This window comes from Haloferax volcanii DS2, assembly GCF_000025685.1.
Taxonomy (GTDB): domain Archaea; phylum Halobacteriota; class Halobacteria; order Halobacteriales; family Haloferacaceae; genus Haloferax; species Haloferax volcanii.
Window position 1 is genome coordinate 503771 of sequence record NC_013966.1, and the last position, 19722, is coordinate 523492.

The window sequence follows — 19722 nt, forward strand, 5'->3', positions numbered from 1 at the left end:
CCGCCGCGAGGAACGTCCGGCGCGACGACCCGCGCGTTTTCCGCCCGTCTCCACCACGAGAGTGATTCCCATCTATCATGGTAATTGCAAACAATACGTACACCGGTAGAGGCCACGGGAGTAGTGCCTACCCCTGTTGGCTCTTTATACTGGTTTCCGGATATCTGGTGACGTGTTTCAGGTGTACTAGGCGCTTAAAATTCGGAGCGCAGCGTGCGCCGGGGGCCGAGCCGGTCCGGTCGCGGTCAGGTGCTGTCGGGGTTCGCGGGCGTCGTCGCGTCGGCGAGCGCGTCGCTGAGGAGTTTCTTTTCGGCCCGTCGGAGGTGTTCCAACACGGTCGGTCTGCTCACCTCAAACGCCGCCGCGATTTCCTCGACCGTGACGCCCCGCGGCCAGTCGTAGTAGCCGCGTTCGAGCGCGTAGCCGACGACCTCGGCCTGCCGCTTCGAGAGCCGCGTCGAGGGGCCGACGAAGGGTTTCAGCCGCCGGAGTTCGACGGTGCCGAGCGACCGGAGGCCCGAGATGATAGCCTTGAGGTCGGCCCGGCGGAAGACGACCACGTCGAAGACGCGCGAGCGACCGTAGAACTGGCTCATCCGCTGGAGCATCCCATGGTTCTCTCGGATGACGGGGAGCGCGCCGGACGGCCGCTTGGTGATGAGCAGTTGGTCGTCGCCGACGAGTTCGAGGTCGCTGACGGCCTCGCTGGCGGCGAGCCGGTCGGCCATCTCGTCGCGGTGCTCCCCGGCGTCGACGACGAAGCGGATGTCCGTCTCGCCGAGCACCTCGCAGTTCGTCACGACGACCGGCCCGTCGACGAGGTCGCTCACGTGCGACAGCACGTAATCCTCGTTCAGTTCGAGGAGGATGGTCGCGCGAAGCATCGCTATCGAGACCTCCGGCTGTCGGGGCTGGACAGGCGTCCGAGACGGTCCTGTTCGACCACGGCTACCACGCCGATACGTCGCCCGCGGGTAATAGCTGTATCCCGAGGCGGACGACCCGGCGTCCGCGACCCGCGCGGGTCACTCCTCGTCGGGTGACACCGTGATGACGGGAACCGGGGCGCTCCGAACCGTCTGCTCGGCGACGCTCCCGAGGAGAATTCTGTCGACGCCGCTCCGCCCGGTCGTCCCCATGACGACGGCGTGGATGTCGTTACCTTCGACGTACTCCCGAATCGCCTCGCTCGGCGAGCCGTGTTCGATGGTTTCCGCGAGCTTCGTGACGCCGTGTTCGTTCGCCTCCTCGACGACCTTCGAAATCGCCTCGTTCGCGCCGCGCTCGCTCTCCTCGCCGGAGAGCATCGACCGCACGTCGAACCCGAGCGCGGAGTCGTCGACGACCGAGAGGACGTGGACCGTCGCGTCGAGTTCGGCGGCGAGCGCGAGTCCGTGGCTCGTCGCCCGCTTCGTCGAGCGACTCCCGTCGGTCGGGATGAGGATGCGGTCGTAGGGGAACGTCAGCTCCTCGTCGGGCTTCATGCGGGCGGTGAGCACCGGCCGGTCCGACAGGCGGACGACCTTCTCCGTGACGCTCCCGCGAAGCTGTCGCGAGATACCCTCCCGACCGTGGGTCGGCATCACGACGAGGTCGTAGTCGTACTCCTCGGCGTACTCGACGATGGTCGGTGCGGGGTTGCCTTGTACCACGTCCGTCGAGTAATCGACGCCGAGGTTTTGGAGCGTCTCCGCCGCCTCGTCGACGACGCTCTCGCCCTCGCGTTCGAGCGCGTCGACCACGTCGTTCCCGACCACGGTGACGCTGTCGCGGGTCGTGTCGGCGACGAAGAGCAGTCGTATCTCCGCGTCGTCCCAGTGGGCGAGTTCGCTGGCGTGGTGGAGAACCGCGCTCGACGACGTGCTCTCGTAGACGGGCAGGAGGATGCGCTCGTACATGGCTTGTCATACACCCGGTCGCGGGTAAGTCCTTTCGCCGGGCGGCGTTCGCGGACCGCCCGCCGCCGGCGTCACGACCATCGGCGCGCCACACAGTTATCAGACGGCAGTGACAACCGAACGGTGATGGCACCGACGGATGAGTCACCTCGGGGCGGCGAAACGCGGCCGCGACGCAACCGGCGGCACCGACGCCGGCAACGCGACGACGACGAGACCGGGGTCGACGCGTGGCTCGACGCGACGGTCTACTTCGGGCTCGGACAGCACCTGCTTCTGGCGCTGCCGATGCTCTGGGTCGCCTTCATGACCGTCTCGACCCCGGTGGCGGTCACGACCGCGGCCGTCGTCTCGCTGGCGGTCGCCTGTCTCGCCATCGGCGCGCTCCGGTTGGACGCCGTCTCGGTCGGCGCGCCGTGGCACCGAATCGAAGACAACGAAATCGGTCTCGGCCCCGACGCAGGCTACGGTTTTCTCGTCCGTCGGGCGGCCTATCTGAACGCGACGCTCGGCCTCGGGACGTTCCTCGGCGCGCGCGCCGACCTCGCCGGAGCGGGCTTCCTCGGCTCTGTCGTCGTCGCCGGCGGCGTCGCGCTCTGTGCGATGCTCGCGCTCCCCCGACTGCGCGCCGCGCCGGCCCGCACGTCGGCCGCGGCCGCCGGCGTCTACTACGCCGTCTCGCTCCTCGCGGTCGCGACGTTCCCCGGCGTGGCCGGCCTGTTCTCCCTGTCGCCGTCGGTCGCGCTCTGCGTGCTCGCAGTCGCGGTCGCCGCCGCGTCGGACGTGGCGACCGACCGAAAGCGTCGTTGACGGTCTGTCGGCTCCGCGGCCGTCGCACCCCGTCCTCGGTCATCAACTTTTCAACCTCGCGCACCGACTCGTCGGGCATGACACTGATTCCGCGACCGGGATGCCCGCCCGAGGTGGCGCAGCGTGACTGACGCCGCGCTCGCCGACGACGACGTGGCGGCGCTCCGAACGGCGGCCGACACCCTCCGCGGCCGACGCGAGGCGGTCGACGACATCGGCCGCGAGGAGCTTCGGACGCTCGCGTCCGCCGTCCGCGACGTGACGGAGATTCTCGACCGCTACGAGGAGCGGGCGACCGACGACCTCGAAGGCTACGTCGAGTTCCGCGAGGCACTGTCGGACCGGCTGGAGGAGGTCCCCGCCGACGTGCGCCACAGCGACGCCTTCATCGACGCCAACGAGTCGCTCACGACCGGCATCACCTCGTCGCTGTCGGCGTCCGACTTCGAGCAGGCCAGACGCGAACTGGACCCAGCCCGCGAGGAGGCGGCGCTCCTCGACGAACTGGACGAGGCGAGAGACGACTATCGGAGCGCCGGCCGGCGACTGCGGGAGCGCGCGGACGAACTCGACGCGCGAATCGACCGCCTCGAACGCGTGCGGGAACTCGGTGAGGCCGACATCGACGCGCCGGTGGACGAACTCCGCGACCCCATCGAGCGGTACGACGACGCCGTGACCGAGGCGTTCGACCGGTTCCGCGCCGAGTCATCGGCCCGCGAGGTGCTCGCGTGGCTGGCGGCCGCCGAGTCGTACCCGCTGGTCGGGACGCCCAGTCCCCCCGAGCGACTGCGCGAGTACCTCGAAACAGCCGCCATCGGGGACGAGCCGATTCCCACGCTCGTCGAGTACGCCGGCTACTCGCGGTCGAAACTCGCCCACTACGTGGGCGACCCGAAGCGGTTCGCCGCGGCCGTCGGGACGAACAAACGGTTTCTGGAGACGCTCGACGCCGACCCGCTGACCGTCTCGTGGCCGCCGGACCCCGCCGCTGAACTCCGCTGGCGGACGAAAGAACTCGTCGCCGTCGTGAGTCGGTTCGCCGCCGACGAGACGGTCGCCCGCGCCCGGGAGGTCCACGAACTGACGTACGAGGAGTCGTACGACCGCCTCCGCGACGCCGCGGTCGCCCGCGCGGAACTCACCGAAGACCAGCGTGAGCGACTCCAGCGGGGCGTCGTCGAAGAGGAGTTAGCCGACGCCCGCGAGGAGCGCGAGCGGGTCGCTGACTGCCTCGACGCGAATCCGCCGCTGGACGACTGAGCGTCGCCCGGGGCCGCGGCGGCGAGACCGGACGCCCGACGGCGACAAAAAGCACTTACCCGACTCGGCGGAACTCCCGGTAATGCGTCTCCGGAAACTCGCTCTCCTTCTCGCGGTCGTCGGTCTCGTCTGCCTCCCCGCGCCGGTGTACCTACCCGCGCTCGCGGACGCGACATCGCCGCCGCCGAAAGTCTCGAACTCGTACCGGGCCGAGACGGTCTCGCTTGCGAACCAGTCGGACATCGAGACCATCGTCAACCGGCACGGCCGTTCGGTCTCGATTTCGGTACATCAGGTGAGCCAGCGGTACTCGGCCGGCGAGTACCGCGCGCCGAACGAGACCCGCGAGACGCTGGAGGCGGCGATGCGGAACGGGACCGCCCGGACGACGGCGGCCGGCGCGCAAGTCGACCTCCGCGCCATCGCGCGGAACAACACGTACGTCCACGACGCCTACGGCGAGCGCGAGCAGTACTACCGGCTTCGCGTGCGAGAGAACGGCTCGGTCGTCACCGCGCGAAACGCCACGCTCCAGCGTGTTGCGAACTCCACCGTCGAGCGGAGCGCGTACAGCTACGTGAACCTCTCGCCGGCGGCCAGAGAGACGGTCGACAGCATCCTCCGGAACTCCTCGGACGGGGACCCCGGCTACCGGCCGCGGATGAACGACGCCTTCGTGGACCGCCTCCCGGCGCTCGTCGAAAAAGAGGGCACGCGTTACAGCATCACCGCCTACACGCACGTCGACGACTTCGGCTTCGGGGCCGCGTTCGTCGTCGGCCTCGGCGTCGCGGGCGTCGGCGCGGTCCTGATTCTCGTCGGGGGCGCGGTGTACGCTATCGCGTGGTGGCGCGAGTAGCGAGAGAAAAGCGGGGTCGAACCGCGAGACTGCGGCGCGGTTCAGGTCAGTTCAGTTCGCGTCGAGGATTTCGACGTCGAAGATGAGCGTCTCGCCCGCGAGTTCGTGGTTGAAGTCGATGCGGACCACGTCGTCGTCGGTGTGGACGATTTCGCCGAGGCCGCCCTGCTGGGTCTGGACGTACAGGCCCTCCTCGGGCTCGTCACCGAGCACTTCGCGGAGCTGTTCGGTCTCGTGCTCGCGGACGAGGTCCTCGTCGTACTCGCCGTAGGCCTTCTCCGGCGGGATTTCGATGCTCTCCTCGTCGCCGACGGACATGCCGACGAGCGCCTCGTCGAGTCCCTCGATAACGGTTCCCGCGCCGACCTCGACCGCGAGCGGCTCGTAGTCGCGGTCGGGCTGGGCCTCCGCGAGACCCTCTGCCTCGGCCACGTCCTGACGCGACGTGTCGAAAACCGTGCCGTCAGGGAGCGTTCCGACGTATTCGAGCGAAACGGAGTCGCCGGTTTCAATCGTCATACCCCGTACTCGCTGCCGGAGACAGATAAGTGACCGCACTGCCGACGAGTATGTGAGGCAGTTGTCAGTACGTCCACGACCCATCCGCCGGGAACGACGCCGTAGCTTGAACACGGCGGTCCGCGTAGCGCCCGTATGGAGTGGGACGAACGCTACCGGACCGGAACGTATCCGACCGACCCGGAGCCGTCGCCGGCGCTGCGGGCGTACCTCGACGAACTGCCAGACGGCCGCGCGCTCGACGTGGCGGCCGGCAGCGGCCGTAACGCGCTGTTTCTCGCCGCAAACGGCTACCGAGTCGACGCGCTCGACCAGTCGAGCGAGGGGTTGAGCATCATCGACGAGCGCGCCCGGGCCCGCGGATTCACCGACCGCGTGGAGACGATTCGGGCCGACGCGACGACCTACGAGTTCCCCGAGTCGACGTACGACCTCGTCACCATCAGCTACTTCCGGACGCTGGACCGCCTCGCCGACATCAAGGCGGCGCTGAAGCCCGGCGGCGTCCTGTTCTACCAGCACCACCTGCGGGCCGACCCGCCCGCGACGGTGGGGCCGAGCACCGACAGATACCGCTTCGACTCGAACGAACTGCTCCGCGCCTGCCTCGACCTCACGGTGCTGTACTACGACGAATCGACCGAACCGCGCGACGACCGGCAGTCCGCGACGGCGACGATTATCGCGCGGAACACGCGGGGTGGGGCGCAGTCGTACCCGCGGAGTAGAGCTTATAAGTAATAATTCTGATAAAATATGTGCAGCGTGATCTGGGGAGAATCCGCTGTTGTACCGAGATGACAAGAAAAACCGTATGTTGTTTCTAAATCCATTAGACAGAGATCTCCCACATAAATCCGGGTGAGAGACGTATCTAATGTGTCTTAAAAGACAACCCAGAGTAGAGTCACAACGTTTGGAAGTTTGAAATTTTATTGATACGAATTGTCAAAACGAATCCGGGCTGCGACTCCAACTCTGTGTCCGCAATGTGATAGAAATCGTATATTAAATTACTCTTCCCTCGCCAGCCGTATCGGCACCGCAGTGAACCAGTATCACAGCCGGGTTCCTACGAGGAAAGCTTCTTCGAGTCGGGGCGGGACTGAGCAGCGACCCTAACGGGATTGGCCGGTGGCTGATTGGGTTGCGCGTCGAATCACCTCCCGTGGCGGTACGCCAACGCCGCCGCGCCATCACTCGGTCGGCTCCGTCCGTTCGATTTTTATCGCTCGGAGACGGTCACACACGAATGACCGTATTAGATTGGGTCGACGAGCCGCGCATCATCGACACGCACGCCCACCAACCGACCGCGGAGTTCCTCGAAGACGCCGGCGGGGAGATGATGCGGGACGCGGCGAACAGGTTCGGCGCGGAGATGGAGACGTGGAGCTACGAGGAGATGATAGCCGAGTACCGCGAGCACGACATCGGGCGGGCGGTGCTGCTCGGGTGGGACGCCGAGACGAACACCGGGAATCCCCCAGTACCGAACGACTACGTGGCCGAGGTCAGAGACGCACACCCGGAGTTCTTCGTCGGGTTCGGGAGCGTGGACCCGCTGAAAGACGACTGCGTCGAGGAGGCGGTCCGGTGCGTCGAAGACCTCGGTCTCTCGGGGTTCAAGTTCCAGCAAATCGCACAGGGGTTCGACCCGAGCGACGACGAACACAGGGCGCTGTTCGACGCCATCGAGGACCTCGGCGTGCCGGTCGTCTTCCACGGCGGGAACTCCACGCTCGGGGCGTGCTCGCCCGGCGGCCGCGGCCTGAAAATCAAGTACGGCGACCCGATGCTCATCGACGACGTGGCCGCCGAGCACCCGGACCTCCAGATTCTCATCGCCCACCCGGCGTACCCGTGGGAAAAAGAGCAACTCGCCATCTGCCAGCAGAAGGGCAACGTCTACATGGACCTCTCGGGGTGGCTCCCGAAGTACATCGACGAGCAGGTGCTTCACTACGCCAAGACCGTCTTGCAGGACAAGGTGATGTTCGGCACCGACTACCCGATGATTCGACCGGGGCGGTGGTTCGAGTCCTTCGAGGAGCACTTCGACGCCTCCGAGGAGGTGAAGCGAAAACTCCTCTGGGAGAACGCGGAACGGTTCCTCGAGTTATAGACATGTCGGATGCGCTAGTTCAGTAACACTCAATATGTGTTCCGAACGCGTTTTCGTATGGGGATTGGGACAGTCAATATTCAGATACAGTATCGTTGGGACGGGCGATGAAGTACGAGAACCGACAGCTTACCGCGAAGCAACAGGCAATTCTCTATAAAAAGAGAGACAACCCGAACTGGTCTAACACACGTATAGCAACCGCAGTGGGGTGCTCCGATTCACACGTATCAGAGACGTTGCGTAATTACGACCCGGACAAACTCAACGACGATGGAACAATCGCGGTACCCGTTAAATCGGAAAAGGAGTCCGCAGGAGGCAGATTGAAATGGGTGGTCGCGAGTCTATGTGTCCAGTTTTGGGGCATCATGTATGCGTTTGGCGGTCCAAATAGCGGCGCAGTAAGTGGAGACCAAGCAGTACTCGTGTTTCTCTTCGCGTGGATAGTCACGCCGGTCGTAATCTTCGCTGATGCCCAGTTACAACATGCTGAACAGGTGTCCAACCGGCCAAACAGAGTCGTGTGGCCAATAGCGTCATTTTTCATACCCGTTGTCGCATCACTGTACTACGTCGTGAAGCGCCTCTAAGCTACTCAAACTCCGGCCGCCGCTTCTCCAAGAACGCGGCGACCCCTTCCTCGTGGGCGTCGGTGTCGTAGGCGAGTGTCTGTGCGTGCGCCTCGCGTTCGAGGCCGTCGGCCCACGACCGGCCGAGGTTCGCGTGTATCGCTTCCTTCGCCAGCGCGAGCGTCTCCGTCGGCTGTGCGGCGAGCGTCTCTACCGTCTCGTCTACGGTGGCGTCGAGTTCGGCGGCGGCGACCGCCTCGTTCACGAGGTCGAGTTCGGCGGCGCGCTCGGCCGAGACGAGTTTCCCGGTGAAGGCGAGTTCCTTCGCGGCCCGGAGGCCGACCAACCGGGGGAGCGTCACCGTCGCGCCCGCGTCGGGGACGAGACCGACGTTGACGAAGGACGCGCCGAAGCGAGCGTCGCGGGTGGCGTAGGCGAAGTCGCAGGCGGCGACGACGGAGGTCCCCGCGCCCACGGCGTCGCCGTTGACGCGGGCGACGACCGGCACCGGAGCGGTGAGAATCGCCTCGGCGACGCGGCCGAGGGTGCCGCGGACGCGCTCGTAGGCCTCGCGGGCGGTCTCGTCGCGCTCTGCCATCGCCTGAATGTCGCCGCCGGCGCTGAAGGCGTCGCCGTCGCCGGTTATCACCGCGGCGTCGAACGCCTCGGGCGTCAGTTCTTCGAGCGCCGCCGAGAGCTCTCGAGCCACGTCGGCGGTGAACGCGTTTTTCGCCTCGGGTCTGTCGAACGTCACGGTCCGGACGCCGTCGGCGTCGTCGACTCGCATACCCGCGCTACGGGGACGCGGGGTAAATAGCCTCGCCGGCTGACCGCCGGGCGAGTCGAGCGGGTCGACGACGCCCCCGGCTCACTCAAGCAGCGCCCCGAACACCGACTGTTGCGCCCGGCGGAGCCGTTCGAGGAACGCCGACTTGCTGATTCCGAGTTCGTCCGCCACGTCCCGAGCCGTGATGCTCCGGGGGAGGTCGAAGTACCCCATCTCGACGGCCGCCCGGAGGGCGGCTTCCTGCGCGGGCGTGAGGTCCCACGCTCGACCGATGGGCGATTCCTCGTCCGCCCGAAGCGGGTAGACGCGCTGGAGTTGGATACCGACGGTGCCGCCGGCCGTCTCCATCACGCCGCGGAGTACGTCGTAGCCGACGACCGCCCCGCGCATCGTCGCGCCGCCGTCGTCGTACCGCATCGACTCGACGAGGAAGCCGGCGTCGACGAGCTCGTGGACGACGCAGGAGTGTTTCGAGAGACAACGGAAGGTGTACGTGTCGTCGCCGCGGGTGACGTGGAGGTAGCGGATGGCGTCGTCGTCGTCGAGGGCCTCGGGGAGCCGGTCGTCCGCTGGAGCCGAAAAATGGAGCAGGACGTTGCCGTCGGCGCGGAGTTGCGGCGCGTTCGCGTCGACCGCGACGGGGACCGCGTCGGTCGCCCGCGCCAGCGGGCAGTCGTCGCCGTCGATGCGAAACTCGGCCACCAAGCACTCCGCTATCATCTGCGTGTGGGTACGCGACAGTAATATAAAAAGGCAGGTCATGGACGGGTCAATTCGTAAGTAGTCATAGATGATAGTTCCTGATAGACCAATGGACCTCGAAACCGTCAAAGAACGGGCGGGCCCGCGGCAGTTCGCTCCGAAGGACGACATGCCAGAGGAGTACCGCAAGGCCGCGACGCGGATGATTCAGTTCCACGCGAACAGCGAGGTGATGGGCGGGTACCTCGAAAAGCCGTTCATCCGGCAAGCGCCGAGCATCGACCGAAAGCTGGCGTTCTCGGCGAAGGTGCAGGACGAAATCGGCCACGCGCAACTGCTCTACCGCGCCGCCGAGTCCCTCGGCATCAAGACGCGCGACGAGATGCTGGACGAACTCGCCCGCGGCGACGGCAAGTTCCTCAACTGCTTCCACTACCCGATGGAGTCGTGGCACGAGGTGCCGATGATAGCGTTCTTCGTCGACGGCGCGGCCATGCACCGGCAGGCGACGCTCAAGAACACGTCGTGGACGCCGTACGCCCACGCGATGGACAAAGTGTGCTTCGAGGAGGGCTTCCACGTCAAACACGGCGAATCCATCCTCTCCGAGTTGATGAACGGGTCGAAGGCGACCCAAGAGAAGACGCAGGCCGCCTTCGAGACGTGGTGGCCGCGCATCATCCAGTTCTTCGGCCCGACCAACGACAAGTCCGTCCACAACGACTTCGCGCAGGAGGTCGGCCTGAAGACGAAGTCCAACGACGAACTTCGCGACACCTTCCTCGACACCTACGTCCCGAAAGCGGAGAAGTACGGCCTCGTCGTCCCCGAGTACCCGCGCATCGAGTACGACGAGGAACTCGACACCTACCACGTCAACGAGGACGACCTGAACTGGGACGAGTTCTGGACCATCGCCAAGAACGCCTCGGACGGGAGTCACGAGCAGATTAACTCCCGCGCAAAGGCGCAGGCGGCGGTCGAGTGGGTGCGCGAATCGATGCACAGTTGGGAGGGCGCGTCGGGGGCCGAAACCCCGCAGGCGGCGGACTGAGAACCATGATTTGGGAAGTGTTCAGACAGGACAAACCGGGAGCGTACCACAAACACTGCGGCAACGTCCACGCGCCGGACCGCGAGTTGGCGCTCCAGTTCGCGGCCGTCCAGCACGGCCGACGGATGAAGACCCACAGCCTGTGGGTCGTTCCGCACGACGAAATCGGTGAAATCGACGCCGACGAGACGAGCTTCGGCGGGACGACCGACAAGACCTACCGCTGGGCCACCTCGTACACGGACATCGAACCGGCCGCGCCGGAAGTCGCCGAAAGCGAGGCCGAGCAGGCCGACGTGGAGAAATCGCTCGAGGCGGACAGCTAACCATGCCCGACGCCCTCAATCCCGAAGACCTCGACGCCGAACAGCGCGCCGCGCTCGAAGAGTTGCTGTTCCGCCTCGCGGACGACGAGTACGTCCACGGCGAGCGCCTCATCGAGTGGCAGATTTACGCGCCGACGCTGGAGTCCGACCTCGCGTTGGCGAACGTCGCACAGGACGAATTCGGCCACGCCCGCCTGTGGTACGACCTGCTCGAAGAACTCGGCCACACCGAGGCGGAACTCATCTGGGAGCGCCCCGCCGACGAGTTCAGACACGCCACGCTGGTCGAACTCCCGTTCGCGGAGGGCGACTGGGCCGACGTGGTCCTTCGGAGCTACCTCTACGACGCCGCCGAGCGCCTGCGCCTCGACGCGCTCGTCGACACCAGCTACGCGCCGCTCTCCGACCGCGTCGGCAAGGTGCTGAGCGAGGAGCGCTACCACCTCGAAAACGCCCAGAGCTGGCTCGACCGCCTCGCCGAGGGCGACAGCCGCGACCGCGTACAGGACGCGCTCGACCGGCTGTTCCCCCACGCACTCTCGCTTTTCGTCGAGCCCGAATACGAGGACGCAATCGTCGACAACGGCTTCCGGACGATGTCCACCGCCGACCTCCGCATCGAGTGGCTGGAGACGGTCATTCCGTACCTCGAATCGCTCGGGCTCGACGTGCCCGAACCCGACGAGGTCGAGCGCCCGAGCGCCCGCGGCCGCGACGGCACCCACACCGACCACTGGGACGAACTGGCCGCGGAGTTCCGGCGGACGTACGACGAGCTCGAAGCGCCCGAGCCGGCGAGAATCGGCGGGGAGCGTGTCTGACGTGAGCGCCGACGACGCGCGCGAGGCGACGGCCTGCGGCTACACGGAGTACGTCGACGGCGAGGTCCCGGAGGGCTTCCCGAAGACGGGCGTCGGAGCCACGGGCGTCGAAGCCGACATCTGGGACGCCCTCTACGAAATCGAGGACCCCGAGATGCCGGTGAGCATCGTCGACCTCGGCCTCATCTACGACGTTCGGGTCGTCGAGCGAGAGGGCGAAGACGGCGAGACGAAGACGCTCGGTATCGTCGAGATGACGCTGACGTACACCGGCTGTCCGGCGCGCGACTATCTCGAAAACGACGTGCAGTGCGCGATTCTGGCGGCCGGCGTCGACGAGGCGTCCGTACGGCTCCGGTTCACGCCGGAGTGGACCGTCGACATGGTGACCGAGGCGGGCCGCGAGGCCCTCCGCGAGTTCGGGCTGGGGGTGTGAGCGATGCGCCGCTTCGACCCAAGCACCGAGACGACGGGCGAGACATCGGGCGCGGAGTGCCCGTACTGCGGTGGCACGAACACCGTCCGCGAGCACCCGAAAGGGCCGGGACTGTGCCGGTCGATGCACTTCTGTAACGACTGTCAAGAGCCGTTCCAGCGGTTCGAATAACGTCGGCGGAGCGACCGGAGAAGAGCGGTTTTTTTCGAACGGCGTCCGCGGAGCGCCGAGGCGGTCACTCCGGGGACGGCGGGTTGAGGGCAGGAGCGTGCAGCGGAGCGCGGGGTGAGGGCCGAGCCGTTCAGCGAGTCGCGGGCCGAAGTCTCGGGCGAATCAGCCGAGGTTGAGGTTCACGTTCTTCGCCTGCGTGAACTCGCGGACGGCCTCCGCTCCCTGCTCGCGGCCGTGACCGCTCTGTTTCGTGCCGCCGAAGGGCGTCTGCGGGAACGTGACCGGGTACTCGTTGACGCTGACCATCCCGTAGTCGAGCGCGTCGGCGACGCCGTGAGCGCGAGAGAGCCCCTCGGTCCAGACGCCGGCGAGAAGCCCGTACGGGGAGTCGTTGGCGAGTTCGATCGCCTCCGTTCGGTCCGAGAACTCGGTGACGACGAGGACCGGGCCGAATATCTCCTCGCGGGCCACGGTCATGTCGTTCGTCACGTCGGCGAGAACCGTCGGCTCCACGAAGTAGCCGGTGTCCTTGTCCTCGGGGACGCCCCCGCCGCAGGCGACGGTCGCGCCCTCCTCGACGCCGAGGGAGATGTACTCCAACACGTCCCCGCGGTGGGACTCGCTGACGACCGGCCCCATCCGGCCGTCGTCGTCGATGCCGGAGCCGAGCGGGGTCGACTCGGCGCGCGCGACGACGCGCTCGACGAGGTCGTCGGCCACCTCCTCGTGGACGAGCAGGCGCGACCCGGCCCAGCACATCTGGCCGGCGTTCATGAAGATGCCGTAGTGGACGCCCTTGGCGGCGGCGTCGAGGTCGGCGTCGGGGAAGACGACGTTGGGGCCCTTCCCGCCGAGTTCGAGCGTGACGCCGGTCACGTTGGCCGCGGCGTCGGCCATGACGCCTTTACCGACTTCGGTGCTGCCGGTGAAGGTGACGTGCGCCACGTCGGGGTGCGAGGCGAGCGCCGACCCCGCCTCGGACCCGCTTCCGGGAACCACGTTCACCACGCCGTCGGGGAGGCCGGCTTCCTCGGCCGCGAGGCCGTAGTAGAGCGCCGAAAGTGGCGTCTGGCTGGAGGGCTTTACCACCGCCGTGTTGCCGCAGGCGAGCGCCGGCGCGAGACTGCGCCCCGCGAGTTGGAACGGGTAGTTCCACGGGACGATGTGTCCGGTGACGCCGAGCGGTTCGCGGGTCGTGTAGTTGACGCGCCGGCCGGGGACGGGGTTGTACTCGCCGGTCACCTTGTCGGTCCATCCGGCGTAGTAGCGGAAGGTGTCGACGACCATCTGGACCTCCATACCGGCCTCGAACGGCGTCTTGCCGTTATCGTGGGACTCGACGAGCGCTATCTCGTCTTTCCGCGCCTCGATGAAGTCGGCCATCGCGCGCAGTTTCTCTCCGCGCTCGGCCGCGCTCGTGGTCTCCCACTCGCCGCCGCGAGCGCCCGCCGAGTTCGCCGCCCGCACCGCGGCGTCGACGTCCGCCTCGCCCGCGCGGGCGACCTCGGCGTACGGCGCTTCGGTCGCCGGGTCGCGCGTCTCGATGGTCTCGTCCGATGCCGCGGCTACCCAGTCCCCGTCGATGTAGAGACCGGTCGGGCCACTGTATTCCATTACGAAATACCCTTTTCGCGCATAATATTAACTATTGTTGATTACTAACTCTGCGGCGGGCGGAGAACTCAACCGGTTTTGTAGACTCCCCTCGCGGTCGCCACGTGATTCCCGTCCGTCGCGTACACGTCCACGTCCACGGTTCCCACGTCGCCGCCGAGTCGAACCACGTCGGCCTCGGCGCGGAGGTCACCGGTCCCCGCGTTGAGATAGTCGATTCGCATATCGATAGTCGGGACGGGCTGGTCGACCTCGCTGACGAGCGCCGCGCCGCCGACCGTGTCCGCGAGGGTGAACGTCACGCCGCCGTGGGCCATCACCCGGTCGGCGTTCCACGACAGTTCCTCGCGCATCTCGACGCGACCCTCCGCGTGCCCGTCTGCGACCTCGGTGACTTCGACGCCCAACAGCCGCGCGAACGGCATGCTCTCGAAGAACTCCTCGATGTCCATGCCACCAGTTCGCACAGGTTCGTTAAGTTCGTTTCGTCGGTCGGCCCCGGCCGGGCGGCCGACGAGACGCCGAGAGCCGTCAGTCGGCCATCGAGACGCCGAGGTACCGGTCGAGCACCTCGTCGGCGGCCGCGCCGTCGTCGTTCAGTTCCTCGATTTTTCGCTGGACCTGCTTGACGACGGCGGGCGCGAGCCCTTCGGTCGGCTCGTCGAGCAACAGGAGGTCCGGCGCGGAGACGAGCGCGCGGGCGATGGCGAGCATCTGCTGTTCGCCGCCCGAGAGGTTCGCACCCCGGCTGTTCCGGTGGCGCGCGAGGTTCTCGAACTCGTCGACGATGGCGTCGACGGTCGGTTTTTCGGCGTCTCGACGACCGCCGATGCGGCCGATTTCGACGTTCTCGGAGACGGTCAGGCCGGGGAAGACGCGGCGCTCCTCGGGGACGAGTGCGATGCCCTCGCGGGCGGTCTTCTCCGGCGACAGCGTCGTGATGTCCGCCCCGTCGAAGGTGATAGTCCCCTCGGACGGCGGGACGTTCCCGAGGATGCTCCGGAGCGTCGTCGTCTTGCCGACGCCGTTGCGCCCGATGAGCGTGACGACCGACCCGCGAGGCACGTCGAAGTCGATGCCTTGCAGGACGCGGGTCGACCCGTAGCCCGAGACGAGTCCGCGGACGGACAAGAGCGGGTCGTCGCTCACGTCTCGACACCCCCGAAGTAGGCCTCGCGGACCTCCGGGTCCTCCGAGACGGCCGCGGGCGTCCCCTCGGCCAGGACCTCGCCGCGGTGGAGGACCGTGATGCGGTCGGACACCCGCATCACGAGGTCGATATCGTGTTCGATGAGCAGGAGCGTCCGGTCCGACAGCACCTCGTCGATGAGGTCCATCGTGGCCCGCGTCTCCTCGGCGCTCATGCCGGCGGTCGGCTCGTCCAGAAGCACCATGTCGGGGTCGGTGGCGAGCACGATGGCGATTTCGAGCCGGCGCTTGTCGCCGTAGGCGAGCACGTCCGCGGGTTCGTCGCCGCGGCCCAAGAGGCCGGAGCGGTCGAGCACGCGGTCGGTGTGTTCGTTCACGTCGTCGAAGGCGTCGCTTCGCCGGAGGTACGCTTCGACCGGCGTGAAGCCGCCTTCGCGGGCCGCCTGCGCGGCGAGGCGGACGTTCTCGCGGACCGTGAGCCCCGAGAAGACGTTCGTGATTTGGAACGACCGGCCGAGGCCGCGGCGCACGCGCTCGTGCGGCGGGAGCGCGGTCACGTTCTCGCCGTTGAACGTCACGGTGCCGCGGGTCGGCCGGAGCGCGCCGGTCAGGAGGTTGAACGTGGTCGTCTTGCCGGCCCCGTTCGGGCCGATGAGGCTCCGGAACTCGCCGCGTTCCACGTCGAGGGTCACGTCGTCGACGGCGACGAGCTTTCCGAACTCCTTCGTCAGGTTCTCGGTCCGCAGTATCGGGTCACTCACGGCGGTCTACCTCCGGGTCGGTGACGCCGGCCTGTTCGCCGACGCGGTCGCGGAACCGGCCGCCGACGGCCGATTCGAAAAGCGGGTGGTCCGCCACCGTCCGCGAGAGCGACACGAGCCCCCGCGGCACGAAGATGACGAACAGGACGAACAGCACGCCGGTGACGAGCTGCCACTGGTCGATGTACGACGAGAGCACGTCCTCCGCGGCGACGAAGACGCCCGCGCCGAGCATCGGCCCGTAGAGCGTTCCCATGCCGCCGAGGACGGTCATCACGATGACCTCGCCCGAGTTTATCCAGTGGAGGAACGACGGCGCGACGTAGCCGTTGTCGGCGGCGAACAGCCCGCCGGCGACCCCCGCGAGGCCGCCGGAGACGACGAAGGCGCGGCGCTTGTAGGCGGTTACGTCGTAGCCGATGAACGAGGCGCGCTCTTCGCTCTCGCGGATGGACTGCAACACCGAGCCGAACGGCGCGCGGATGAGGCGGCGGGCCAGCAGGTACGACCCTACCACGACGGCGAGGAGGAAGTAGTACTGGACGACGCCGCCGTCGTGGACGAACGGACCCAGCGGGACCGCGAACTCGCCGGGGTCGACGCCGAGGCCGGCGAGACCGTAGAACGCGTCGACGCCGAACAGGCCGTCGGGGCCGCCGGTGAAGTCGAACTTGAACACGGCGTTGTAGAACAGCTCCGCGAACCCGAGAGTTATCATGGCGAAGAACACCCCGGACACGCGTATCGAGAGGTAGCCGACGCCCCACGCGATGGCCGCGCAGACGGCGACGGCGACGGCGAGCGCGACGAACACCGACGGCGAGAGGTGCATGAGCGTGAGAACCGAGGCGTACGCGCCGACCCCGTAAAACAGCGTGTGACCGAGCGAGACGAGGCCCGCGTAGCCGAGCACGAGGTCGAGGCTGAGCGCGAACAGCGCCCAGATGAGGATGTCTTCGAGGAGCGTCACGGAGTAGGTGACGCCGGTCACCTCCGCGAGAAGCGGGACGACGAGGAGCGCGCCGACGCCGGCGTAGCCGAGTTTCGCGCGGGTCTCCGCGGACAGCACGCCGCCGCCGGAGCCGTGGAGGAGCGCGCCGTCGTGGTGGTCGCCCGCGCCGACGCTCGTGCCGAACAGCCCCGTCGGCTTGACGACGAGCACGGAAATCATGAGCAGGAAGACGATGAGTCCCTCCAGGAACGGCGCGTACGTCCGGGCGAACGTCTGGACGAGACCGACGAACAGACCGCCGACCACGGCCCCGCGGAACGACCCGAGGCCGCCGAGAACGACGATGACGAACGCCGGGATGATGACCGAACTTCCCATCGTCGGGCTGACGTTCTGGTACGCGCCGAGGACGATGCCGGCGACGCCGGCGAGCGCCGCGCCGAACCCGAACGTCAGGGTGTAGTAGCGGTCGATGTCGATGCCGAGGGTGCGGACCATCTCGCGGTCCTCGGAGCCGGCGCGGATTATCATCCCGAAGCGGGTGCGGTTCAACAGGAGCCACGTGCCGAGCGCCAGCGCCGACCCGAAGACGATGATGCCGTAGTTGTACAGCGAGTAGTTGAACCCGAACAGCGCGACCGGCTGGTCGAGAATCGGGGGAATCGGAAACGGCTGGGCGGACTTGCCCCACGCCGACGTGATGAGGTCGTTGACGATGAGGACGAGTCCGAACGTCAGGAGGATGTGGTACAGCGGGTCGCGGCCGTACAGCCGCTTGACGGTGAGCCGCTCGATGCCCATCCCGACGACGCCGACGAGGAGGGGCGCGACGACGAGCGCGACCCAGAAGCCCGCGCCGCCGAGGGGGCCGGCGATGGCGAACGCGAAGTACGCGCCGAGGGCGAACTGTTCGCCGTGGGCGAAGTTGATGACGTCCATGACGCCGAAGATAATGGAGAGCCCGGCAGCGAGCAGGACGTACACCATCCCGACGACGAGAACGTTGCGTTCGGCCCTGAGCCCCCGGTTCGGTCCCTCAGGCGAGTCGCGGTCGGACCTCGTCGCCGAGTCGGCGGACGGACTCGACCATCCGGTCGGTGCCGATGCCGGGGTAGTAGGTACGGAAGATGAAGTGGATGTCGTCGCCGAGCGCGTCGCGGTAGCGGTCGAGCTCCGCGACCACGTCGTCGGGCGTACCGAAGACGGCCTGTGCTTTGAGTTCCGCCCGGCGCTCGTCGGACAGTTCGTGGACCTCGTCGCCGGAGAACATCTCGGCGTACCGGCGCTGGAGGTAGAGGTAGCCGTCTCTCATCGCGTCCCACGCCTCGGCCTTCGAGTCACCGACGAAACCGTGTTGGAGGACGTATATCGTGAACTCACCGTCGAGTCCCTCGGCCTCCCGGACGCTCCGAATGTCCTCGACGCGCTTGCGCACGCCGTCGAGGGAGAGCGACGACGGCGCGCACCACGCGTCCGCCGTCCGGGCCGCCCGGCGAACCGCGGGCTTGGCCGCGCCGCCGAGCATGAGGGGCACGTCGTGTGCCGGCTTGGGCGTCACGTCGACACCGGTCGCACCCTCGTGAAACGGCGACTCGTGCGCTATCGGACCGTCTGACCACGCGTCGCGGAGGAGGGAGACGGCGTCGGCGAGGCGGTCGACGCGCTCGTCTCGCGGAACGCCGAAGGCGTCGAACTCGCGGGGGTTCGAGCCGATTGCGAGGCCGAGCGTCGTTCGCCCGCCCGAGATGAGGTCGACCGTCGCCGCGTCCTCCGCGAGCCGAATCGGGTCGTACAGCGGCGCGAGCGCGATACACGTCCCGAGTTCGACCGACTCGGTCGCCGCCCCGAGCGCCCCGAGCGCGGGCATCGTCCCCGAGAGGTAGCCGTCCGGCATGAAGTGGTGTTCGGACACCCACGCGCTGTCGAGGCCCGCGTCGTCTATCTCCCGCCCGAGCGTCAGCATCTCGTCGTACAGGTCGGCCATCGCCCGGTCGTCGTCCGGCCGCCGCTGGCAGGTGAACAGTCCCGTCCCGAGTTTCATGACTCTGAGTTCGTACCTTAGCTATTAATAGTTAGGAACACCGAGTTCGTCGGAGATGAGTCCCGACGACTCGGCACCCTCGGATTCGACGACTGCGACCGCGACCGCGACGGAGCCAGCGCCGCCGGCCGCGCGCGTCGTGGGGCGCGCGGTGGAAGACGGCTGGACCGAGGCGTTCGTCTCGCCGCGAAGCCCGACCGGCGCGCTCTTTCAGTTGATGGAGTACCACGACGACTACGGTGAGAAGGGAGCCGACGACGCGTTGTTCGTCCGCGGCGAGCGGTTGGATTCGTGAGTCGCCGGTCGGGGAGCCGCTTACTCCGCGGCCGACTTCGTCTTGATGAGGAACTTCATGTCGCCTTCGAGGACGACCGTGCCGTCCTGCTTCGTCATCTCGATTTCGAGGACGACCAAGCCGGCGTCGTCGCGGCTCCCGAGGTCCTTCCGCTCCGAGACGACCATCGTCTGCGAGAGCGTGTCACCGATGAACACCGGGTTCGGCAGGTCCATGTAGTTCATCCCGAGGAAGGCGATGGCGGTGCGCTCGACGATGCCCGACCGGTACACGAAGCCGGTCGACTGGACGAACGTCATCGGCCCGTGGGCGATTCGCTGGCCGAACTGGGTGTCTTCCGCGTACTCGCTGTTCGTGTGGAGTTCGGTCCAGTCGCCCGACAGCGCGGAGTGCATCATGAAGTCCGCCTCGGTGACGGTGCGACCGACGCTCTGGAACTCCTTGCCCTCCTCGAAGTCCTCGAAGTAGTGCGGTTCGTAGCTGTATGCCATACCTCACCGTCACCGCCATCAGATAAAGTAGTTTACATACCTATCTTTCCTGACAGTCGGTGGCTACTTGGGGAGC

24 protein-coding genes are annotated in these 19722 nt (G+C 67.1%); 12 read left to right on the top strand and 12 right to left on the bottom strand.

All coding sequences use genetic code 11. From position 1 onward, the window contains the following. Window positions 1-245 precede the first annotated feature (245 nt). The gene (locus HVO_RS04055; protein WP_004040848.1) at window positions 246-884 is read right to left on the bottom strand and encodes a helix-turn-helix domain-containing protein; all 639 of its coding nucleotides are present in this window, start codon (window positions 882-884) and stop codon (window positions 246-248) included. Between the two features lie 141 nt (window positions 885-1025). Next, complete coding sequence (locus tag HVO_RS04060) at window positions 1026-1898, bottom strand: universal stress protein (protein ID WP_004040849.1); 873 nt, start codon at window positions 1896-1898, stop codon at window positions 1026-1028. 126 nt (window positions 1899-2024) lie between these two features. Here HVO_RS04060 and HVO_RS04065 point away from each other — a divergent pair, with 126 nt between their 5' ends. The 3 genes from HVO_RS04065 to HVO_RS04075 all read left to right on the top strand — a co-directional run bounded on the left by HVO_RS04065 (window position 2025) and on the right by HVO_RS04075 (window position 4830). Next, the gene (locus HVO_RS04065) at window positions 2025-2708 is read left to right on the top strand and encodes a hypothetical protein (protein WP_004040850.1); all 684 of its coding nucleotides are present in this window, start codon (window positions 2025-2027) and stop codon (window positions 2706-2708) included. Window positions 2709-2831: 123 nt separating this feature from the next. Next, a complete protein-coding gene (locus tag HVO_RS04070; RefSeq protein ID WP_004040851.1) occupies window positions 2832-3971 on the top strand; it encodes a DUF7118 family protein in 1140 nt (379 codons plus the stop codon). A gap of 82 nt (window positions 3972-4053) precedes the next feature. Next, window positions 4054-4830: a hypothetical protein gene (locus HVO_RS04075; RefSeq protein WP_004040852.1), complete on the top strand. Its 777-nt coding sequence runs from the start codon at window positions 4054-4056 to the stop codon at window positions 4828-4830. 51 nt (window positions 4831-4881) lie between these two features. On the opposite strand, the gene HVO_RS04080 is transcribed toward HVO_RS04075, so the two are convergent. Further along, complete coding sequence (locus HVO_RS04080; protein ID WP_004040853.1) at window positions 4882-5349, bottom strand: FKBP-type peptidyl-prolyl cis-trans isomerase; 468 nt, start codon at window positions 5347-5349, stop codon at window positions 4882-4884. 135 nt (window positions 5350-5484) lie between these two features. On the opposite strand from HVO_RS04080, the gene HVO_RS04085 reads away from it, so the two are divergent. The 3 genes from HVO_RS04085 to HVO_RS20065 all read left to right on the top strand — a co-directional run bounded on the left by HVO_RS04085 (window position 5485) and on the right by HVO_RS20065 (window position 8067). After that, window positions 5485-6090, top strand: a complete 606-nt coding sequence (locus HVO_RS04085; RefSeq protein ID WP_004040854.1) for a class I SAM-dependent methyltransferase — start codon at window positions 5485-5487, stop codon at window positions 6088-6090. 511 nt (window positions 6091-6601) lie between these two features. Beyond that, a complete protein-coding gene (locus tag HVO_RS04090) occupies window positions 6602-7474 on the top strand; it encodes an amidohydrolase family protein (RefSeq protein ID WP_004040855.1) in 873 nt (290 codons plus the stop codon). Window positions 7475-7581: 107 nt separating this feature from the next. Further along, window positions 7582-8067: a hypothetical protein gene (locus HVO_RS20065; protein WP_081442874.1), complete on the top strand. Its 486-nt coding sequence runs from the start codon at window positions 7582-7584 to the stop codon at window positions 8065-8067. A 1-nt stretch (window position 8068) separates the two neighbouring features. Here the strand turns inward: HVO_RS20065 and HVO_RS04095 are convergent, their stop codons facing one another. Together HVO_RS04095 and HVO_RS04100 are read right to left on the bottom strand one after the other, a co-directional pair. Next, window positions 8069-8833, bottom strand: a complete 765-nt coding sequence (locus HVO_RS04095; protein WP_004040856.1) for an enoyl-CoA hydratase/isomerase family protein — start codon at window positions 8831-8833, stop codon at window positions 8069-8071. Window positions 8834-8914: 81 nt separating this feature from the next. Continuing rightward, window positions 8915-9553: a helix-turn-helix domain-containing protein gene (locus HVO_RS04100; RefSeq protein ID WP_049914680.1), complete on the bottom strand. Its 639-nt coding sequence runs from the start codon at window positions 9551-9553 to the stop codon at window positions 8915-8917. Window positions 9554-9644: 91 nt separating this feature from the next. Here HVO_RS04100 and paaA point away from each other — a divergent pair, with 91 nt between their 5' ends. The 5 genes from paaA to paaE are packed head-to-tail and all read left to right on the top strand — an operon-like array spanning window position 9645 to window position 12343. Beyond that, window positions 9645-10589, top strand: coding sequence for a 1,2-phenylacetyl-CoA epoxidase subunit PaaA (gene paaA / locus HVO_RS04105; RefSeq protein WP_004040858.1), 945 nt, complete (start codon window positions 9645-9647; stop codon window positions 10587-10589). 5 nt (window positions 10590-10594) lie between these two features. Next, window positions 10595-10915, top strand: a complete 321-nt coding sequence (gene paaB / locus HVO_RS04110; protein ID WP_004040859.1) for a 1,2-phenylacetyl-CoA epoxidase subunit PaaB — start codon at window positions 10595-10597, stop codon at window positions 10913-10915. Between the two features lie 2 nt (window positions 10916-10917). Next, window positions 10918-11736 (top strand): 1,2-phenylacetyl-CoA epoxidase subunit PaaC, encoded by an 819-nt coding sequence (gene paaC, locus HVO_RS04115; protein WP_004040860.1) that lies wholly within the window; start codon window positions 10918-10920, stop codon window positions 11734-11736. Next, a complete protein-coding gene (gene paaD / locus HVO_RS04120; RefSeq protein ID WP_004040861.1) occupies window positions 11729-12172 on the top strand; it encodes a 1,2-phenylacetyl-CoA epoxidase subunit PaaD in 444 nt (147 codons plus the stop codon). The genes paaC and paaD overlap by 8 nt, the downstream gene beginning before the upstream one ends. 3 nt (window positions 12173-12175) lie before the next feature. Beyond that, a complete protein-coding gene (gene paaE, locus HVO_RS20780) occupies window positions 12176-12343 on the top strand; it encodes a 1,2-phenylacetyl-CoA epoxidase subunit PaaE (RefSeq protein ID WP_004040862.1) in 168 nt (55 codons plus the stop codon). Between the two features lie 162 nt (window positions 12344-12505). Here the strand turns inward: paaE and HVO_RS04125 are convergent, their stop codons facing one another. The 6 genes from HVO_RS04125 to HVO_RS04150 all read right to left on the bottom strand — a co-directional run bounded on the left by HVO_RS04125 (window position 12506) and on the right by HVO_RS04150 (window position 18860). After that, window positions 12506-13957, bottom strand: a complete 1452-nt coding sequence (locus HVO_RS04125; protein WP_004040863.1) for an aldehyde dehydrogenase family protein — start codon at window positions 13955-13957, stop codon at window positions 12506-12508. Between the two features lie 68 nt (window positions 13958-14025). Further along, window positions 14026-14409 carry a PaaI family thioesterase gene (locus HVO_RS04130; RefSeq protein WP_004040864.1) on the bottom strand — a complete coding sequence of 128 codons (384 nt, stop codon included), beginning with the start codon at window positions 14407-14409 and terminating at the stop codon, window positions 14026-14028. Window positions 14410-14488: 79 nt separating this feature from the next. Further along, window positions 14489-15106 carry an ABC transporter ATP-binding protein gene (locus tag HVO_RS04135; RefSeq protein WP_004040865.1) on the bottom strand — a complete coding sequence of 206 codons (618 nt, stop codon included), beginning with the start codon at window positions 15104-15106 and terminating at the stop codon, window positions 14489-14491. Next, complete coding sequence (locus HVO_RS04140) at window positions 15103-15867, bottom strand: ABC transporter ATP-binding protein (RefSeq protein ID WP_004040866.1); 765 nt, start codon at window positions 15865-15867, stop codon at window positions 15103-15105. The genes HVO_RS04135 and HVO_RS04140 overlap by 4 nt, the downstream gene beginning before the upstream one ends. Further along, window positions 15860-17806, bottom strand: coding sequence for an ABC transporter permease (locus tag HVO_RS04145; protein WP_004040867.1), 1947 nt, complete (start codon window positions 17804-17806; stop codon window positions 15860-15862). Before HVO_RS04145 ends, HVO_RS04140 begins: the two co-directional genes overlap by 8 nt. A 49-nt stretch (window positions 17807-17855) precedes the next feature. Further along, window positions 17856-18860: an LLM class flavin-dependent oxidoreductase gene (locus HVO_RS04150; RefSeq protein ID WP_004040868.1), complete on the bottom strand. Its 1005-nt coding sequence runs from the start codon at window positions 18858-18860 to the stop codon at window positions 17856-17858. A 55-nt stretch (window positions 18861-18915) separates the two neighbouring features. Here HVO_RS04150 and HVO_RS04155 point away from each other — a divergent pair, with 55 nt between their 5' ends. Beyond that, window positions 18916-19155 carry a hypothetical protein gene (locus tag HVO_RS04155; RefSeq protein WP_004040869.1) on the top strand — a complete coding sequence of 80 codons (240 nt, stop codon included), beginning with the start codon at window positions 18916-18918 and terminating at the stop codon, window positions 19153-19155. Window positions 19156-19175: 20 nt separating this feature from the next. Here the strand turns inward: HVO_RS04155 and HVO_RS04160 are convergent, their stop codons facing one another. Continuing rightward, a complete protein-coding gene (locus HVO_RS04160; RefSeq protein WP_004040870.1) occupies window positions 19176-19646 on the bottom strand; it encodes a MaoC/PaaZ C-terminal domain-containing protein in 471 nt (156 codons plus the stop codon). Between the last annotated feature and the right edge of the window lie 76 nt (window positions 19647-19722).

Coding starts and splice junctions, on each gene's coding strand:
- paaB (WP_004040859.1), top strand. CDS start 10,595: ATGATTTGGGAAGTGTTCAGACAGGACAAACCGGGAGCGTACCACAAA.
- HVO_RS04095 (WP_004040856.1), bottom strand. CDS start 8,833: ATGCGAGTCGACGACGCCGACGGCGTCCGGACCGTGACGTTCGACAGA.
- HVO_RS20065 (WP_081442874.1), top strand. CDS start 7,582: ATGAAGTACGAGAACCGACAGCTTACCGCGAAGCAACAGGCAATTCTC.
- HVO_RS04065 (WP_004040850.1), top strand. CDS start 2,025: ATGGCACCGACGGATGAGTCACCTCGGGGCGGCGAAACGCGGCCGCGA.
- HVO_RS04130 (WP_004040864.1), bottom strand. CDS start 14,409: ATGGACATCGAGGAGTTCTTCGAGAGCATGCCGTTCGCGCGGCTGTTG.
- HVO_RS04080 (WP_004040853.1), bottom strand. CDS start 5,349: ATGACGATTGAAACCGGCGACTCCGTTTCGCTCGAATACGTCGGAACG.
- HVO_RS04055 (WP_004040848.1), bottom strand. CDS start 884: ATGCTTCGCGCGACCATCCTCCTCGAACTGAACGAGGATTACGTGCTG.
- paaA (WP_004040858.1), top strand. CDS start 9,645: ATGGACCTCGAAACCGTCAAAGAACGGGCGGGCCCGCGGCAGTTCGCT.
- paaC (WP_004040860.1), top strand. CDS start 10,918: ATGCCCGACGCCCTCAATCCCGAAGACCTCGACGCCGAACAGCGCGCC.
- HVO_RS04060 (WP_004040849.1), bottom strand. CDS start 1,898: ATGTACGAGCGCATCCTCCTGCCCGTCTACGAGAGCACGTCGTCGAGC.
- HVO_RS04125 (WP_004040863.1), bottom strand. CDS start 13,957: ATGGAATACAGTGGCCCGACCGGTCTCTACATCGACGGGGACTGGGTA.
- HVO_RS04155 (WP_004040869.1), top strand. CDS start 18,916: ATGAGTCCCGACGACTCGGCACCCTCGGATTCGACGACTGCGACCGCG.
- HVO_RS04145 (WP_004040867.1), bottom strand. CDS start 17,806: ATGGTGTACGTCCTGCTCGCTGCCGGGCTCTCCATTATCTTCGGCGTC.
- HVO_RS04085 (WP_004040854.1), top strand. CDS start 5,485: ATGGAGTGGGACGAACGCTACCGGACCGGAACGTATCCGACCGACCCG.
- HVO_RS04075 (WP_004040852.1), top strand. CDS start 4,054: ATGCGTCTCCGGAAACTCGCTCTCCTTCTCGCGGTCGTCGGTCTCGTC.
- HVO_RS04090 (WP_004040855.1), top strand. CDS start 6,602: ATGACCGTATTAGATTGGGTCGACGAGCCGCGCATCATCGACACGCAC.
- HVO_RS04160 (WP_004040870.1), bottom strand. CDS start 19,646: ATGGCATACAGCTACGAACCGCACTACTTCGAGGACTTCGAGGAGGGC.
- HVO_RS04150 (WP_004040868.1), bottom strand. CDS start 18,860: ATGAAACTCGGGACGGGACTGTTCACCTGCCAGCGGCGGCCGGACGAC.
- paaE (WP_004040862.1), top strand. CDS start 12,176: ATGCGCCGCTTCGACCCAAGCACCGAGACGACGGGCGAGACATCGGGC.
- HVO_RS04100 (WP_049914680.1), bottom strand. CDS start 9,553: ATGATAGCGGAGTGCTTGGTGGCCGAGTTTCGCATCGACGGCGACGAC.